The 17649-nt window shown below is 42.4% G+C and carries 11 protein-coding genes; 5 read left to right on the top strand and 6 right to left on the bottom strand.

What is annotated here, in order from left to right:
* Positions 1-51: 51 nt before the first annotated feature.
* The 4 genes from MHB64_RS18655 to MHB64_RS18670 form a co-directional block, all read right to left on the bottom strand.
* Entirely contained in the window at positions 52-1467 is a 1416-nt protein-coding gene (locus MHB64_RS18655) for an alpha-L-fucosidase (RefSeq protein ID WP_341135131.1), read from the bottom strand.
* Between the two features lie 87 nt (positions 1468-1554).
* Positions 1555-6999 carry a glycoside hydrolase domain-containing protein gene (locus MHB64_RS18660; protein ID WP_341135132.1) on the bottom strand — a complete coding sequence of 1815 codons (5445 nt, stop codon included), beginning with the start codon at positions 6997-6999 and terminating at the stop codon, positions 1555-1557.
* A 185-nt stretch (positions 7000-7184) separates the two neighbouring features.
* Complete coding sequence (locus MHB64_RS18665) at positions 7185-8900, bottom strand: cache domain-containing sensor histidine kinase (RefSeq protein ID WP_341135133.1); 1716 nt, start codon at positions 8898-8900, stop codon at positions 7185-7187.
* Positions 8897-10468: a response regulator transcription factor gene (locus tag MHB64_RS18670; RefSeq protein ID WP_341135134.1), complete on the bottom strand. Its 1572-nt coding sequence runs from the start codon at positions 10466-10468 to the stop codon at positions 8897-8899. Before MHB64_RS18670 ends, MHB64_RS18665 begins: the two co-directional genes overlap by 4 nt.
* A gap of 246 nt (positions 10469-10714) precedes the next feature.
* Between MHB64_RS18670 and MHB64_RS18675 the strand changes: the two genes are divergently transcribed.
* The 3 genes from MHB64_RS18675 (at position 10715) to MHB64_RS18685 (ending at position 13823) form a co-directional block, all read left to right on the top strand.
* On the top strand, positions 10715-12034 hold the full coding sequence (locus tag MHB64_RS18675) for an ABC transporter substrate-binding protein (RefSeq protein WP_341109081.1): 1320 nt from the start codon (positions 10715-10717) through the stop codon (positions 12032-12034).
* A 68-nt stretch (positions 12035-12102) separates the two neighbouring features.
* Complete coding sequence (locus MHB64_RS18680; protein ID WP_341135135.1) at positions 12103-12990, top strand: carbohydrate ABC transporter permease; 888 nt, start codon at positions 12103-12105, stop codon at positions 12988-12990.
* Between the two features lie 2 nt (positions 12991-12992).
* Positions 12993-13823 (top strand): carbohydrate ABC transporter permease, encoded by an 831-nt coding sequence (locus MHB64_RS18685; protein ID WP_341135136.1) that lies wholly within the window; start codon positions 12993-12995, stop codon positions 13821-13823.
* Positions 13824-14022: 199 nt separating this feature from the next.
* Here the strand turns inward: MHB64_RS18685 and MHB64_RS18690 are convergent, their stop codons facing one another.
* A complete protein-coding gene (locus MHB64_RS18690) occupies positions 14023-14211 on the bottom strand; it encodes a hypothetical protein (protein ID WP_094870252.1) in 189 nt (62 codons plus the stop codon).
* A 652-nt stretch (positions 14212-14863) separates the two neighbouring features.
* Here MHB64_RS18690 and MHB64_RS18695 point away from each other — a divergent pair.
* Entirely contained in the window at positions 14864-15316 is a 453-nt protein-coding gene (locus MHB64_RS18695; protein ID WP_341135137.1) for a MarR family winged helix-turn-helix transcriptional regulator, read from the top strand.
* 32 nt (positions 15317-15348) lie between these two features.
* A complete protein-coding gene (locus MHB64_RS18700; protein ID WP_341135138.1) occupies positions 15349-15867 on the top strand; it encodes a GNAT family N-acetyltransferase in 519 nt (172 codons plus the stop codon).
* A gap of 115 nt (positions 15868-15982) precedes the next feature.
* On the opposite strand, the gene MHB64_RS18705 is transcribed toward MHB64_RS18700, so the two are convergent.
* A complete protein-coding gene (locus MHB64_RS18705) occupies positions 15983-17590 on the bottom strand; it encodes an S-layer homology domain-containing protein (protein WP_341135139.1) in 1608 nt (535 codons plus the stop codon).
* Between the last annotated feature and the right edge of the window lie 59 nt (positions 17591-17649).

Raw genomic sequence — 17649 nt, forward strand, 5'->3', positions numbered from 1 at the left:
ATTGCCCACAGACCCCATCGTAAAATAGCTTATAGCTAAGAATCTTATCGTTCACTTTGTCTCCTCACCCTTCTGCATGCGGAAAACATGGGCGATTGGAGTCTGCCTGTTTAATTCGCAATCCGGGAGCGTGATCGAGATTCCTTCCGGTGTACGCTCAACCTGCAGCAAAGCATCGCTTCCAACAAGCTCGATGCATGAAACGGGCTCCTGATAAGGAATATGAACGATCTTGGCTACGGCTTCATCTGCGCTTTCATACAAGTACGTACAGTATACGGAAGTTCCTTTCGAGGTGAACGCGCAGGAACCGGCAAAATACGGCCCGCACACACGTGTGCCGTATACCGCTTCACCGTAAACCTTCATCCATGCGCCCAACTCCTTGATACTCTTAACCGCCCCAGGCGGCAATCGTCCGTCGGGCTGAGGACCTACGTTAAGCGCCAAATTGCCGCCTTTGGATACGACTTCCATCAGAATGCGAACGATCTCTCTTCCCGATTTATACTGGTCATCGTATTTGTAAGCCCACTGTGTGCCGATCGTAATGCAGCTTTCCCACGGCACGTTCAGCGGACGCTCCGGAATCGTTTGCTCCGGCGTCACGTAATTTTCGTAAGGCCCTCCTACTGTACGATCAGCGGATAGCAGCCACGGCTGCGTTTGACGGGCGCGATCGACGACCTCGCCCAACCGAATGTCCTGCTTTACCTGGTCACTATCTTTTACCCAGCCCGCATCCAGCCACAAAATATCGATCCGGCCGTAACGTCTCATCAGCTCCATGATTTGCTCATGGGTGAAATCGACGAATTGCTCCCATAGCCACGGATATTCCTCGGGGGAGTACGAAGGCCCTCTCCACGTATGGCTGCCCCGCTCCATTCCTGGCGCCCAGTAATATGGCGACTGCCAATCCGCCTTCGAGAAATATGCGGCGATCGCAAGCCCCTTGCTGCGGAAAGCGTCAAATACATGCTTGCAAACGTCGGCATAGTGATGTGCATGAAACGGCGTTTCGGAGCCAGTAATTCGGTAATTCGTCGTATGTGTGTCCCACATGCAATATCCGTCGTGATGCTTTGTCGTAAAAATCAAATATTTGAACCCGCCTTCGGCGGCGATTTCCGCCCATAGCTCCGGCTGGAAGCGGAACGGATTGAACGTGCGGTTGAGTCCGAAATATTCGCGCTTCATCGCTTCGTAGTCGCTCGTCCAGTCGACATCTTTACGCGCCCAATCACCGTCTTCATCGCTGAGAATCCAGGACTCGGCCTCGATCTGCGAATAAGGTCCCCAATGCATCATTAAAGCCAATTTCTGATCCTTGAACCATTCCAATCTTTCCAGCGTAATTGGATTTTCCGGCTTCACCCAATTCGTCTCGCTGCTGTAACCGTGGACGCCTTCTTTCAATTCCGGCGCGTCTGCTTGCTGAAGTTCCTTGATTTCCATATCGTTCATCGGGTTGCCTCCTTCAGTTCTCCGCATCACATCAAAGTAAAATTATTACTTGTAAACCCCCAATATAGAAATTGGGGGTTTACACGGCTACTGTATAACTCTATTGAGCAAAGCTGCTGCTTCTGCACGGGAAGTGATCCCGCTCGGAACGAATTTATTTTCTTCTCGACCGTTAATTAATTGAAGTGCCGCCGCCGCTCTTACTGACTCAAGCGCCCAGGCTGCCACAGCGGATTCGTCAGTAAAGGAAGAAACCGTTGTTCCGTTCAACTTGACGTCTTTCAAGATAACGTACGCCCGCATCATCATAGTGACCATTTCTTCGCGTTTGATTCTAGCATCGGGATTGAAAGAAGTTGTGCTAATTCCTTTAACAATGCCTGCTTTGACCGCCATGGAAACAGCTCCCTCGTACCAAGCACCCTTCGATACATCCGTAAATTTCGATTCACCAACTGATGTCAGGCTCAACGCTTTGACAAGCATCGCCGTAAATTCGGCCCGTGTGATAGAACGCTCTGGCTCGAACATTGCCGCACTAGTGCCTTCAATAAATTGCTTCGCCGCTAGCTGTTCGATCGCATCGGCCGCCCAGTGAGTGGATTTAACATCGGTAAATATTTTTTTTAATTCGAGCATCGCATATTTACTGAAATGGTGAATATTAGCCACCCATTCTCCGTTAATAAACGTGCCTCGCACATATTCCAGCGTATCGTTGTCTGCCAAATAGTAAATGCCAGTCAGTTTCGGATTTAAGGAAGGATCCGCTTTGAATCGTATCGTCATCGGTTTATCGAAGCTGTTCAAGCTTGTCACTTTACCATCTTTTCCGACAATCGATAAGCTAAAATTGATCACATTGCCGGAAATTTCAATTTTTGCATGCATGGAAGACTGCCTTATCGCTAGAAGGTTGTTAGCATCGGATTCGGATAAGAGAGTCATGATTAACTCTATCGTACTGTTTCGTTTATCTTCTGCGGACAATTCATCCGTCAACTGTTTAAGTAATTCAGCGGGTACTTCCAACGTAAATAGACCCGTTTGAATGACCAATTGATGATGTCCGAGCAGTTCGGCTGCATTGGCAGGAAGTACAATTTTCTCTTTATCCTTGGCTGCTATCGTCACGACTCCGTTGGAGGCTGTAGAAGTAAGATCTTCCGTTTTTACTACAAGGATATGAGCATCGGTATTTCCATTGACTGTACCACCGGTAGATGGGATACTACTGTTCCCACCACTCGTCGGAGGGTTAATGTTCCCGCCACCCGTGTCTTTTCGCTTAAACGTAACATTGATCGTATGGTCGGCGATTATGTTAGCAACCGTATACACGTTTCCGGTCACCGACACAGCGGTACCGTCTAACAACACCTTATCGACTTCATATCCATTGTTCGGATTGAAGGTAAAGGTTTGATCATCGCCTTCATTGACTACAACGGCGCCGTTCGGACTGATTGTTCCGTTTTCCCCCGCGCTCGCTGTGATCGTGTTACTGTTCTCGCCATCTGTCACCTTTTGCTTAAACGTAACATTGATCGTATGGTCGGCGATTATGTTAGCAACCATATACACGTTTCCGGTCACCGACACGGCGGTACCGTCTAACAACACCTTATCGACTTCATATCCATTGTTCGGATTGAAGGTAAAGGTTTGATCATCGCCTTCATTGACTACAACGGCGCCGTTCGGACTGATTGTTCCGTTTTCCCCCGCGCTCGCTGTGATCGTGTTACTGTTCTCGCCAATTTCTCCGTTCTCCGCGAGATTATAGAGCTCAAGCTCATACATAGCGTACATGCCCCATGTCATATAGTTCGCATCATTTATCTGTATTCTCAGTTTTAGAGCATCTCGTACTTCAGGAATACTAGCAAAGGTGTGCTCCATAACGCCGTCATCTTTGCTGCTTTTCCATTGGATCGGTACCCCCTGCGCTATGGTTTCAAAGTTTATTCCGTCTGTAGAAGCCTGAACATCGATATTGGAAATACCCTGGATTAATCCAGATGTCGTAGCCATGACGATGGTGTTAAAGGTTTGCTTTTGATCCCAAGTAAGATTAATTTCATGCGGAAACGGATGTTCGTTATTATAGCCTTGCGAACTTGCGAACATGGTATAAATAATACCGTCAACCATTTTCTTGGCACTATAGTCCTCGCCTTCACGTTCTGCCGTTGCTGTAATCTCAGAATAACTTCTGGCAATATTGGTACCTAGCCCATCCTCATTTCCTTTGAGAAAATTCAACGTGTAGAGCTTTGTAGTCGTCCCGTCGCTTGCGGTAGACCTGATATGAATCACACTTTTTCCGAATGGAATGTCAAAAGTCTGCGCTGTGTTATTGGCGACAGTCTTTCCGTTGACCTGCAAGGTACCCGCTCCGTCCGAAAGCGTTGGCGTAATCGTGATGGTGCTTACATCATTAGGAATCATTACAGGGTAGGTCGTCGTGCTATTGTCAAACTTAAAAGAAGGAACATTAGGGATTATTAAATTACTCAGCGTTCCGTCTGCTATAGGGTTAATCTCTCCGTTATCTGGAAGATTATAAAGCTCAAGTTCATATAAAGCATATATTCCCCAATACGTATTGTTGGCGTCATTGACCCGTATCCTCAGCTTCAGCGCGTCATTAACTGTAGGGATATTAGCATACGTGTATTCCATCTTGTTGTCGTCTGTGCTGCTAAACCATTGAATCGGTACCCTCTTTGCAATGGTGGTCCAATTCGTTCCATCTGAAGTAGCCTCAACATCAATATCCGTTATCCCCTGTAATAACCCTGATGGCGTAGCCATGACAATCGTATTAAAGGTCTTCTGTTGATTCCAAGTAAGATTGATCTCATGCGGGAACGGTACGATGCTCGTATACCCGCTAATACTCGCAAACATGGAACCGTAACTGCCGTCAACCATATTTGAAACACCATAGCCGGTACTGTCTTCCCTGGCAGCTGTTGCTGTAATAGCTGAATAACTTCTCGCAATATTGGTGGTCGGTTGATTTACATTGCCTTTGAGAAAGTTCAACGTATAAAGTCTCGTGGTTTCCCCATCACTTGCGGTAGAGCGAATAAGGATCTTACTTTTGCCTGTAGGGATGTTGAATGTAAGCCTCTCACCGCTGCCGTAACGTTTCCCGTTGATATCTAGGGTGCCATTTGCATCCGCAAGCGTTGGCGTAATCGTGATCACGTCTACATCGTTCGGAATAATGGCCTGGTAATTAATATTGTTTTTATTAAAAAGAACCGAAGGCGCGTTAGTCAGGTCCAAACTTTGCAGCGTTCCGTCATAGAGCTCCTGTCCTTCATACATGCTTACTCTGAAGCCGTCAACGAATAGGTTTTTGTTCTCCAGATTCACTACCTTGATCGTATGCTTGCCTGCTGACAAGTTATGATTGCTGTATACCGATATCGAATCGAGTTGAACTTTTTCATATAGGTCTATAATCACTGGCGCGGAATCGTCGATGGATACGGAAATTTTACCAGAGCCTTCATTTTTCTCCGCGATAAGATCGATACCAGCCCCTGTAAAAGTATAGGTCAATTCATCATCCGCTTTTAACGTGCCTTGAACGCCGCCCATATAAGCGTATTTCCGGCTTTTTGCAAACCATTCACCATCAAAAGTGATCTCACCGGTCGCGTTATCGGTCATGTAAGTCATAGGTACATCCTGCCCATCGTAGGGACTAGTTGGCACAGGAATTTCACCCAATGTTTCTCCGGCCGCCGCTTTAACCAGATAATCATGAAGCTTGCTGATATATTCATTATCCAGGGTATATTTTCTCGGATCAGATGGGTTAACAGCGCTATCTACTATACGTTTTGCAAGCCCAGGATTGGTTTGCTTGAGTTGGTGCATCAGTTCGTATTCCTCAAGTCCGTCTCTTTGGGCCTCGTAACGCAGTGAGCTCTTAACCGTCATATGTTCCTTGTCTGGATATACGATCGTAGAATCTCCATAATGAGGGACATACCATACGTTCCATCCCCAATGTAAGTGTCCTTGTACACCTTCTTGACTAAGATTCCAGAATAACAGTCTGCCAGTCAATATGGGCTGCGTCCAGAATCTGTTCAACCACGGAGCCGGATTCGCATCGCAAGTATACACCCATAAGTCTTTACCTGCCGCCTGCTCCGCTTTATAGAGACTTTTCTTGTCCTCGAAAACCGGTGTTAATGGGACCCAAACATCCACATAAGGTTTGATGGTTTCGTTCATTAGCGTACCGGCCGCATCAGCGTCCAATGTCTTGAAATCCGGAACGATCTCTTTTATTTTTCTAGCGATATACGTCATATAGTTTGTAATGCTAGCACCATTGGGTTCGTCCTTAGTATGCTGATACCAAGTGAAACCATTAAGCCAACCCTTTTCCTCTAAATGATCGTGCAATGCCGTCAAGTAGTTCGTAAGATAAGCATCTGTAACAGGTAGTGAATCGAATTCGGGTATGGACGTTTTCCACGGATCTTCGGGATTATTATTGTTTGGTCTCTCATTTTGTGGCATTTGTTCTAACGCATGGATCAAGTGAATGTTCGCAAAATGAGTAATTCCTCTATCCATAAAGGTTTGAACATATCTATCGAACAATGACCAATCGATATTCTCCGGTATCCCGTCTTTAAAAGACACCATCTTGGTACCCTTTTCGTTTAATAATAAGTCTGTACGAACCCAAATCATGTTCTGGCGATAGTCGGTCATAGTTTTGGCGAAATTATCCATAAGGTCAAACCACTCATCGCTATACGTATCTACTCCATAATAGTTCTCGCCAACGTCATAACTAGATTGCGTTAAAGGATCATCTACAATCTCAGGTGGATTACCTCCAATCATAAAACCATTCGTCATCGACCATTGATAATTAACGAAATTAGCCTCAGAGGTTGGAGGGATTGCAGCGTTAGCAACTTCAACGTTAATAGGTACTTGATAATCGCCCAACGTCGTTTTCATCGTAACTATACCGGAATAGAGGCCCGGAACAGCATCGGCAGGGACATAATTCGTTATTAAGATGGGCTGAGTTGAATTTGCCGCCACATTTATAGAGGTATCGTTCGAAAGAGGGTCGGGAATCTCCGATAAGGGGTAGATTTGCGTGCCTACTAAATCCGGTCGATATTGATTGGGCTGCACGGTATCCTCAAGCACGTATTCTTCAAAATGATAGCTTAAGTTGCTGTTTGAGATCGTATTTCCAGGAGATACAAGATCGGAAAATTCAATTCCTGTAATCTTAAAATCGCTTGCACCTCTGACAGCAATTTGCTCACTTTCGTATTCGTTTTTGGCTGAAACAAGATCAATGCTGTTGTCAGGATTTGCAGGGATCGTGCTGGTCCTATATAAGGACTTCAATGCATTTACCACCCACACATCCAGGTTGCTGCTGTCAGCATAGACACTAGGCGCATTGCCCTGGAAAAATGTACTTACTAGAATCATGAAACAGATCATTGTATACATTGCCCGTTTGAACATAGATCAACCATCCTTTCATACTTTAATTAATGTTAGAACACAATTAAAGCGCTCACATTATGCATTATAATCTCAATTGAATTCTTGCTATATAAGAGTATTTTTTGAAATCTAACAGATTTCGATTGTAAATAAGAAGAAACGCCTTTGGCGTCCTAATAAGGACGCCAAAGGCGTTTATGCGATCATGAATCTTCTTCTCTTATGTGACGATACTGCGGTATGCGTACGATAACGGAAGTGCCAATTCCAGGTTGACTATGAATATTGATCCCGTACTCAGATCCAAATAAGAGCTGTAATCTTTCTTGCACATTTTTAATCCCATAGCCGGAACTTTCATGTTCAAGAATACGCGCGATCATATACGGCTCCATACCGACACCATTATCCTCCACGACAAAAACAATATCCTCACCGTCGAGACTTGCCCGCAGGATGAGTTTACCTCGCCCCTCCCTCTTCAGATCGATGCCATGCATAATCGCATTTTCAACAATCGGCTGTAAAATCAAATGAATCATTTCAAATTGAAATACCTTGTCGTCGGCATCAAATTCTACGTCAAATCTTGAATTGTGCATAGCTAATTGAATATGTATGTATGCTTGAACGTTGGTCCATTCATCTTGAATCGCAATAATCTGCTTCCCTTTATTTAAAGTCGTTCTGTAATAACTAGAAAGGTTATTTACCAAGTCACTAATTTCTTGAGCATCGATTCGCAGCGCTTTGGAATTAATTAAAGATAAAGAATTATATAGAAAGTGGGGATTGATCTGAGCTTGCAGCGCTTTGAGTTCAGCTGACTTTTGCGTGACTTTTGTTTGATATACTTCCGAAATGAGTTGATTAATTTGTTTAAGCATAGAACCGAAACGATCAGTAAGCTGCCCGATTTCATCTTTGGAATTCGTGGATACAACAACCGTAAGATCACCATCTTCCACCATCTTCATTTTGGTATTTAATTTCTCGATTCCTCTTAACAGCGTCTCTGAGAACAAGAAGATTATGATACTGAGGAAAACCATACAGATGAGTACAATGATACCCGTGGCGCTTAAAATATTGCGAATGCCTGTATTGTATTGATCATCGGAAACCAAATAATGCAGGACCCAATCGGTTTGCGGAATATCTTTGTTTATAACAAGGTAGGATTCGCCACCTAAGCTTGCTTTTGAAGTACCACTCCTTGAAAGGGATTGAAGCTGAACATCATCCATCTGCGGGGCATGCTCTGTTAACACCGACTGATTCTTTTGATCGGTAATAATGATGCCCCTACCTTCATTCATCTTGCCAATGAAATCACCGAAGATTTTATTGTAATCAAACCGGACGTAAAGTTCAGCGCTCACGATTTGAAGATCGATATCGCGAATCACTCGAGTGGCAAACAATTCTCCATCCTCGAACCACCACTTCGTTGACTCGCTGCTCTTTGTCGCTTCATACCAATCCTTATCCTTAACTGCTGAAGAAGGCGTAATGAAGTTTCCTAATTCGGATTGCCGATTCTCAGAATACAACATAATCTCAGTCATATCCCCAACCATATACATTAAATTAAAAAAAATAGGTTCAATTTTATCATTCAACGTCTTAAATTGAGCGTACAAATCCTGATCTGGATTACTCATCAAATCAAGAAGCGCAGGATGAAATACAATCGATTTCATGGATACATCCTGTCTCTGAAGACGGTAACTAATTTCTAACGCCAGCTTCCTCGCCTCGTTATCCGCGCTTTGCTGAACCTGGCTTTTCAATGAAGCTTTGGAACTTTGATAGGCATACAAGCCCAGTACAATCGTTGGCAGGAAGATAACAATCACATATGAAAGCAATAATTTCTGACGCAGGCGGATATTACGAATAAATTTGAGCAGACTCATCTTCTTCCGCCACCCTCCCGATATTGAATAGGAGTCAGGCCGTTATGCTGCTTAAACATTAAATTAAAATAGGAAGTATTCGCAAATCCAACTGTACTGGCAATATCAACAACTTTAATCGTTGAATCTCGCAGTAGCTCCTTCGCTCGCTCCATACGTACAGCTGTAATATATTTGATTAGGCTTTGACCTGTACTTTTTTTAAAGAGGAAACTTAAATAACTTGGCGATAAAAAGACGCGATTCGCTAAATAGTCAACCCCAATATCATTTCCGTACTCCATCTGGATGAGCATCTGTACATCTTCAATTACTTTGCGGCTTTGATCATCTGTATTTGTTTTAATTTGCAGCAAATGCTCCTGAAAAACAGATAAAATGACTTGCCTCAACTCAGCAATTGAATTGCAAAGTGCGATTCGCTCCAAACCTTCCTTTAGTAAACTGCTGCTTTTTTTGCCTTGAAGCTCTACTACTTTTTTCAATATTTCTGTAAATAAAAGTTTGGCATACATAGAACTAAAGCGCTTACTATTTCTCATACCCGCAATGAGATACTCTATTTGATGCTCGAGTGTACGATATTCATTTCGTGCAATGGAAGTATAAATCTCCTTAAGCATAAGCTCTAACGATTCGTCGTCTATCTGGTCATGAATGCTTTCGGCATCTTTGGAACAAACGACACTTCTATCCATAAAAAACCGAAAATTCATTAACTCTTCCATTTGGGTGAACTCGTCATGAAGCCCCTCTAGCTTATCTACCGGACTACCGACAATAATTAAACATCGCCGATCAAAGCGAGTCTCCAGCCATTCTTTAACCTTTTCTCCATAATTTATAAGCTCTTGCCCGTTAGCACTGTTCTTTGAAGCGGGATCAATAACGACGAGCAGGATGCTTTGGTATTCATTGATATGTAATAAAAGAATCTCATGTTTACTAGTCGATTGAAGAAATTCAAACGCTTCTGTATGATGTTGATCAAAAAAGTGACTTTGCAATCCAATCATAATTAAATACATCCGCTTATTTTCCAGATGATTTAAGCCAGCAAAAGCTGCCCGTTCCTCGTAATGGACGTCACTCTCACGACCTTGAATGAGATCAAACAGGAGCTTTTCTTTCTCATACGCCACTCCTTTATGAAAGCCCTTGATCAGCAACTCGTCCTTCTCTCTCTGAAGTCGTTCGTCATCTAGTATAGAGATTATGGATTGGAATACTTTGAGGAATTCCTTCACATCGATCGGCTTCAACATATAACTAACCGTTCCAAGTTGAATCGCTTTTTGTGCATATTCAAATTCCCCGTAAGCACTGTAAATAAGCACCTTAAGGTCCGGAATGACAATCTTTGCCTGCTTGATTAACTCTAGACCGTCCATGAAAGGCATGCGAATATCCGTGAATAATAGATCTACATGATGGCCCCTTATATATTCCAGCGCTACTTCCCCATCGTTGGCCTGAGCAACAGAAAAAGGTAGAGCATGCTTCTGAATAAGCCATTCAATCGCATCGATTTCAGCTTGTTGATCATCGACTACTAGAATATGATACATATTTTCCTCCTATCCGTTCATCGGGCGGTATTTACTCGCTTCCAGAGGATCCTTACTACAAACCAAAGCATAGCACACTAGGCATTCCAATTCATACCATGTTACATTAACCACATGATTTGGTTTCTATTGTCAGATGGATTCTGTTAGATTTCGAAAAAATCTGTTATTTCGATGGAAATGGCATTTACATTACAATGAAATCTATACCGAAAAACTTATTTTCTAAATTTGGGAGGTCTTTGGATGAAGAGAACGTGGTTAGTTCCCACTACCGCTTTACTCACCTTGTCAATTCTATTTACAGGCTGCAGTTCGAACAGTACGAACAACAGTAGCGCTAAGGAAAGCGCAACACCAAATAATACAAAGACACTGGAAGAATCAAAGGCTCCAGAAGCGGTAAAGAAAGTAAAGGTCAGATTATCGTATTGGAACAAAGAAGACAGTGTAAAGGCACTTCTGCAATTATTCAAAGATAAACTTCCCGATATAGATGTGGAGTATCAGTTCATCGATAACAAGACTTACGTAGATGTCATCAAGACACAGCTAGCAGCAGGCGAAGGTCCTGACATTATTGGTGGAGTAATCGACGCAAATACCGTCAAGACAGGGTATTTCGAAGATTTAACAGAACGTTATGCCAGCAAGTATTATGAAACCGGTACGTCCACCGCAACATTTGATAATAAACTGTACGGGTTGCCGCAAGCTAGTTGGTTTAACGGGGTTTACTATAATGTTGATCTATTTGCCAAATATGACCTGAAAATACCAACAACACTTGATGAGTACTTCCAAGTAGCAGACGTGCTGAAGAAAAATGGAATTAAACCCCAAGCGATTGGTCTAAAGAATCCTAACGTAGCAGGCCAGTCCTTCCTTGGTTTGGCCCTCAATGATTTTATCGGCACAGCAGAAGGAAAACAATGGAACGATGATTTTGGTAAAGGAAACTCAAAAATGGTCGATGCGCTGGAGCCTGCTTTGACGACATGGACCGAATACTTGAAACACGGTGTCTTCACCAAGGATATGCTTGGACTTGAAGAAGAACAAGCGATTGACGAATTTACAAGCGGCAAGGCAGCGATGTTCCAAGCAGGACCTTGGTATATGGAAACTTTTAAGCAAAAGGCACCTGACATGAAGATTGATATGTTCCCGAACCTGGGTACAAAAGGCGGCCCGGGTTGGATGGTCGGTGGTCCTGGGGTATCGTTTGGTTTGAATGCGAAGTCCAAAGTCAAGGATGCAGCGTACAAGGTGCTTGACCTGTTATCCACACCAGAGGGTCAGAATGCTTACTGGGTTGATAATAAAGGAGGTTCCTCTTTTTTGAAAGGGGTTACTTTTGAAATGCCGGCAGAGTACAACGGTGCTCAAGAGGCTTTCAAGGCGGGTAATGTCATGTACCCTGTTAATAATTGGGGCGTTGCTGGTCCTGCTTTCTCAGATTTAGGAAAAGGTATTCAAGAAATCATAGCAGGTACTAAAACGCCCCGCCAAGTGTTAGAAGCGGTAGACAAGAAAGCAGTTGAACTATTGGAGAAATCTAAATAGGTCGTATAAATTACAAGGGGCAAAGCGCTTTGCCCCTTGTACATCCTATAAGCTAAAGGTTGTTGCGCATGAACAAACCAAACTTTTTCAAACGAGAAATCAATTATGTTCTGCTTCTGCTTCCTGCCTTACTTATTTATTGTACCTTTTTCATATTTCCGACGATAAAAACTGCTTTATACAGCTTTACAAATTGGTCGGATGTGCATCCAGTTGTTGTAAAATTTGTTGGTATAGAAAATTATATCGCTCTATTTAAAGATTCAATCTATTTGACAGGTATTAAAAATACTTTAATCTATGCAGTACTCGCTATGCTCGGACAGAATTTGCTAGCCATTCCATTAGCGGTCTTTCTCAATAAAAGATTAAAAACAAAAAATCTGATGCGGGCTGCTTTCTTCCTTCCTGCGGTGTTCAGCGTATTAGTTATCGGTTTTCTTTGGAATTTTATGTACTCACCCTCCGACTTCGGCTTGATTAATCAACTTGTAGTTGCTCTTGGCTTTGAACGCATCAATTTTCTCGGAGACCCGCATCTTGCACTCTATTCGGTCATCATCGCCTCCGTATGGCAGTGGGTTGGTTACACGATGGTTATTTATTTGGCCAACTTGCAGAGCATCTCCACAGATTATTATGAAGCGGCGAAGATCGACAGAGCGAGCGGGCTGCAAATGTTCCGCTATATCACGCTACCTCTACTGCTTCCAGCGATCACTTTCAATACGGTTATGGGGATGATAAACGGCATGAAGGTATTTGATATTGTTTATGCCTTGACTGGCGGTGGCCCAGGGTATTCAACGGAAACAATCGTATCACTCATGATCAAGAAAGGGCTCAGTGAAGGTTTCTATAGTTACGGAGCCGCATTCGGTATCGTCTTCGTTATCCTCGTTGGCTTCATCACCTTTATTCACTTTACTCTAATCAAAATGTGGGAGCGGCGGTAATCATGAACCGATATACAAAAGGAACTGCCGTCACGGAAATTCTCTTGCTCGTCTTAGGTGCAATTTTTTTGATCCCTATTTACTATTTGATCATTACGACTTTTAAGACCCCGGCTGATGCGGTCTCTCATCCAATGGGTCTTCCAGTTAACATCACGTTCGTCAACTACGTTCGCGCTTTTAAGGCAATGAACTACATTCATGTGTTGGGAAACAATCTTATCATTACGATTTCCTCGGTTTCGGGTATTGTTATGTTTTCCGCGATGGCTGCATACAGCTTGGTACGACGCACGAGCCATTTCAATCGGATCGTGTTCCTTTTATTCATGGTTGGGATGATGGTTCCGTATCAAATGGGGATCCTGGCACTTTATAAACAAGTAGCCCAGCTCGGGCTTATGAATTCTCACACGGGTGTTATTCTTATTGAAATTTGTTACAACCTCCCGTTCTCTATCTTATTAATTAAAAGCTTTATCGGCTCTGCCGTTCCATTTGAACTGGAAGAAGCGGCAAGGGTAGACGGCTGTGGGGTGTGGAGAACATTCTTGCAGATTGTGTTCCCGCTGCTTATGCCGGTAATTGCCACTGTAGCGATTTTGAATACGCTTGGTGTGTGGAATGATTTCATGACGCCGTTGTTGTTCTTGCAATCCCGTTCAAAGGGCGTATTACTCCTAGAAGTATTCCGCAATATTGGGCAATTCTCGACCGACTGGACGAATTTTTTCCCGATGATGCTCTTAGCGGTCGCTCCACTCATCCTGTTCTATATTTTCATGCAAAAATATATCATTAACGGCATCACGTCCGGCTCACTAAAAGGATAAGAGCTTAAAGACATACCATTGGCAACTTAAATTGGTCTTCTGTAGACGGCCTTCTTGAACCGGTATCGTGACTCGCAAATTTCGCCGTCACTTATGGTTCGCTTCTCCGCACTTTCTCTAAGGGCAAGTTGTAAGGCCATCCTTCCGGGTGGCCTTATTATGGTGAATTAAGTTCAATCCCACACCAAATATCCCTTCCTCATTTTTGCGATGTATATAGCATTTCTAGGACGGTGAATCGATTGTTCAAAGAGACAAAGTCGAACGCCGGATAATCCAAATACAGCTGTTCCAGTAATCGTGCAGGGTTTGCTTTCATCATTTCAAGAACCTCAATGATGCTGTCATAGGATTTTTTCGAAATTTCCAATGCCTGTTCTTTCGTCATCAGAAAACCGCGTTCGAATTCGATGTTCCTATACTCGTTTAATGAAGCAGCGAAATATGCGGCATCAAACTAATAACGTGCAGCCCCTGAAATGTGCGCAATCAAATTCGCGATAATCACCCTTCGGTCCACTTCTAATCCCCTTGTATTTAATAAGTAGATGGTCAATCAAAATGTAGGACATTTATCATTTTCGTGACGTAACAACAAGCCCCCTATTCGAGGGGGCATTTTCTTTTTCAGGAGAGATTTAAGAATGAGGATCATCAAGGCACAGCTGGACTTTGACATCCTGCTCCGCGCTGGAGTACTACCGGAGGCACTCCTCCCTATGCTATAACCTATGGGAACATTGTTTCACAAAACTCACCTTAATTAATGAAATACGAAATGCAGACTTTGGCCAGAACGAGTTGTTTGCTGATGTAGCTGGAAAACCATTCAATAACGAGGGGACTACCATTTATGCGGTAATACCAAATAGTGAAATACCATGGGCTAGTTTTATATATTTCTAATACTATAGAAGTCATACTTCACTTTACTCACAATGATTTTATTTATTTTTTTATTGCAAATGCAACAAAAATGAGATAAGTTAATACATATTATTTATTGCATTTACAACAAAATACGCGTTAAGGAGTTATTTATGAAGGAAATCCTACGTGAAATTGGAATGATAGCTAGGGCATTAGATTCAATAAGCAATATAGAATTTGCAGAACATGACCTTACAAAAGGGCAATATTTGTACCTTGTTCGAATATGTGAAAACCCAGGAATAATTCAAGAAAAGTTAGCTGAGATGATAAAAGTAGATCGAACAACAGCTTCACGTGCAATTAAGAAATTAGAAATGAATGGATTTATTGAAAAGAAAGAAGACAATCAAAATAAAAAAATAAAAAAACTATTTCCTACAGACAAAGGGGATACTTTGTACCCTTACATAAAAAGGGAAAACGATCATTCCAATAAGGTCGCATTATCTGGATTCTCTGAGAGTGAAGTAGAAAATATATTTATCTTGCTTCAGAGAGTCAGAAAAAATGTAGAAAAAGACTGGGAGTTAGTCAAAAAAGGAAACAAAAGAGAGTATTGATTATTGACTTAGTAAACGGAGGACAAATAAAAATGACCATAAATATAAAAAGGTGTACGTTTGAAGATTTAGAGTTACTCCAAGAAATTAGTGTTGAAACATTTAACGATACATTTCAGAATCAAAACTCACCTGCAATTATGAAAGCTTACTTAGATCATGCTTTTAATTTAAAACAATTAGAAAAAGAATTATTAAATAATTGTTCAGAATTCTATTTTATTTTTTTGAATAAGGAAGTTGCAGGGTATTTAAAGCTAAACTTTAATGATGCCCAATCAGAACAAATGGGTAATGATTCGCTTGAAATCGAGAGGATTTATATCAGGGGGAAATTTCATAAACGTGGACTAGGTAAATACCTGATAAATAAGGCTTTAGACATAGCAAAAGATCAGAATAAAGAAAAGGTTTGGTTAGGCGTTTGGGAAAAAAATAAGAATGCAATTAAATTCTATGAAAAAATGAACTTCGTTCAAACAGGGACTCACTCTTTCTATATGGGTAATGAAGAACAAATAGATTTTATAATGACTAAAACACAGATTTAAAGTGTATGTGTTGGGTGCCGAGCTTTCACTCTAACACGCGGTCGTGGTGCTGTGATAACCAAATACAAAGACTGAATGCCATAGCAAGATAGCTATATGCATCCAGTCTTTCTTTTTAAAACGTATAATCGTAAAATTTCTCTGCATTACTTACGCTAGACCATATATCTGCGCTTTCTCCTCCTATATACCAATAAGCAATTCCGGCTAGATTGTTCTTAACGCTTAAGTCGTATTTTGCTATGAATGAACGGCCATCCTCAATCCAGATCGTGTGCTTTATGGACTGCTTCGAATAGTTGGCCACATATTGTCCTAAAGTCTCATTCCATACGGGTTTCATTCCATAGCTACTAATAATCTGATTTTGCTCCGGAAGCGAGATATACTTTGAAGATGAAACCGTACCATTCGGATTCAATGTCCAGTCACGATTATATAAAGGCAGTGCCAATATAACCTTATGGCTGGGTACGTCCTTTAGTACAGTATCCACTGCATGTTGATCAAAAGGAATAGAAGCATTGGGCCCTGGAAGTTTACTCCCGTCATAATGTTCGTCATAACCCATCATCACCATATAGTTCACTTGCTTACCTAGTGCAGCGTAGTCAAAAGCATCTGTCCAATCTGTTCCAAGATCGGGAGAGACGTCTATCGACAGCGTCGCGTTAAGAGCATGCATTTTCTCAGCTAATAATGTAATGAACGAGGTCAAATACTCACGATCGTCAGGGGCTACATTTTCAAAATCAATGTTTAGTCCATCTAATCTATATTTGCTCACTAAAGCTACTAATTGATTTACTGCCGTATTCCTTGTGGCTGCACTCGACAACATTTGATGGGTCGCTTCTTGATCCGATCGATTGCCTACCATCGCCCATATTTTCTTATTATTCTTCTTTGCCCATGTGATCAGCGAAGCATCCGTTGAATCCGTTACTGCGCCTGTACTTCCTACATAATACCACCGTGGTGATAAGGTGTTAACGTTGGATTTCAGAACCGTATTTTCGTATTGTGCCGTCGTCTGCCCATATTGCCAGCCTATAACGATGCGATCCTCGGGCTCATCTTCAAGTTCTGCTGCCCAACTCTCATTTTGCAGCACTCGGTCCATGAGGACGGCCGTTTCCTGTCTAGTAATAGGATCAGAGGGCCGGAAATTCTTGCGATTATCCCCCTTCATTAAACCCAGATCATTTACAGTAGCAACAGCTGATCTTGCCCAGCTAGCAATTTCATTTCGATCATTGAACGAAGTTAGAGCAGAAGTATGGTTTGTTTGCTTTAAAGCTTTGGCCATCCATACAGCCGCTTCCTGCCTGGTAACTGCTTTTGCTGGCGCGAAAGTAGTTGCCGAAGTTCCGTTAGCCAGCTCAAGCTGAACAGCTGCCTGTATCCAGCCGTAATACCAAGCGCTCTTCACTACGTCGGTATATGGAGAGACTGGACTAACTGTGGGACTTAGCTGTAGCAGACGGTCTAGAACCGTGATGAATTCCGCTCTAGTAATTGATTGAGTAGGTGAAAAGCTTGTCGCCGTTGTGCCGGTTAATATGTTGCGGTGATACAAATCTATGATTTCATCTTTAGCATAACTAGTATCTATATCCTTAAAAGGTGCCTCATCATCAGCCGATATATGTTGAATAAATACTCCAGCTACGAGCACAAAAGCAAGTGTAGTTATAGCAAGTCTAGCTAATATACTTTTCACGGGCTAGAGATTCCCCCTTGGTTATCAATCTTCGAATTATACCAAGGATAGATGCTATA

Origin of the sequence: Paenibacillus sp. FSL K6-2859 (assembly GCF_038008265.1) — a bacterium.
Taxonomy (GTDB): Bacteria; Bacillota; Bacilli; order Paenibacillales; family Paenibacillaceae; genus Paenibacillus_AQ; species Paenibacillus_AQ nitricinens.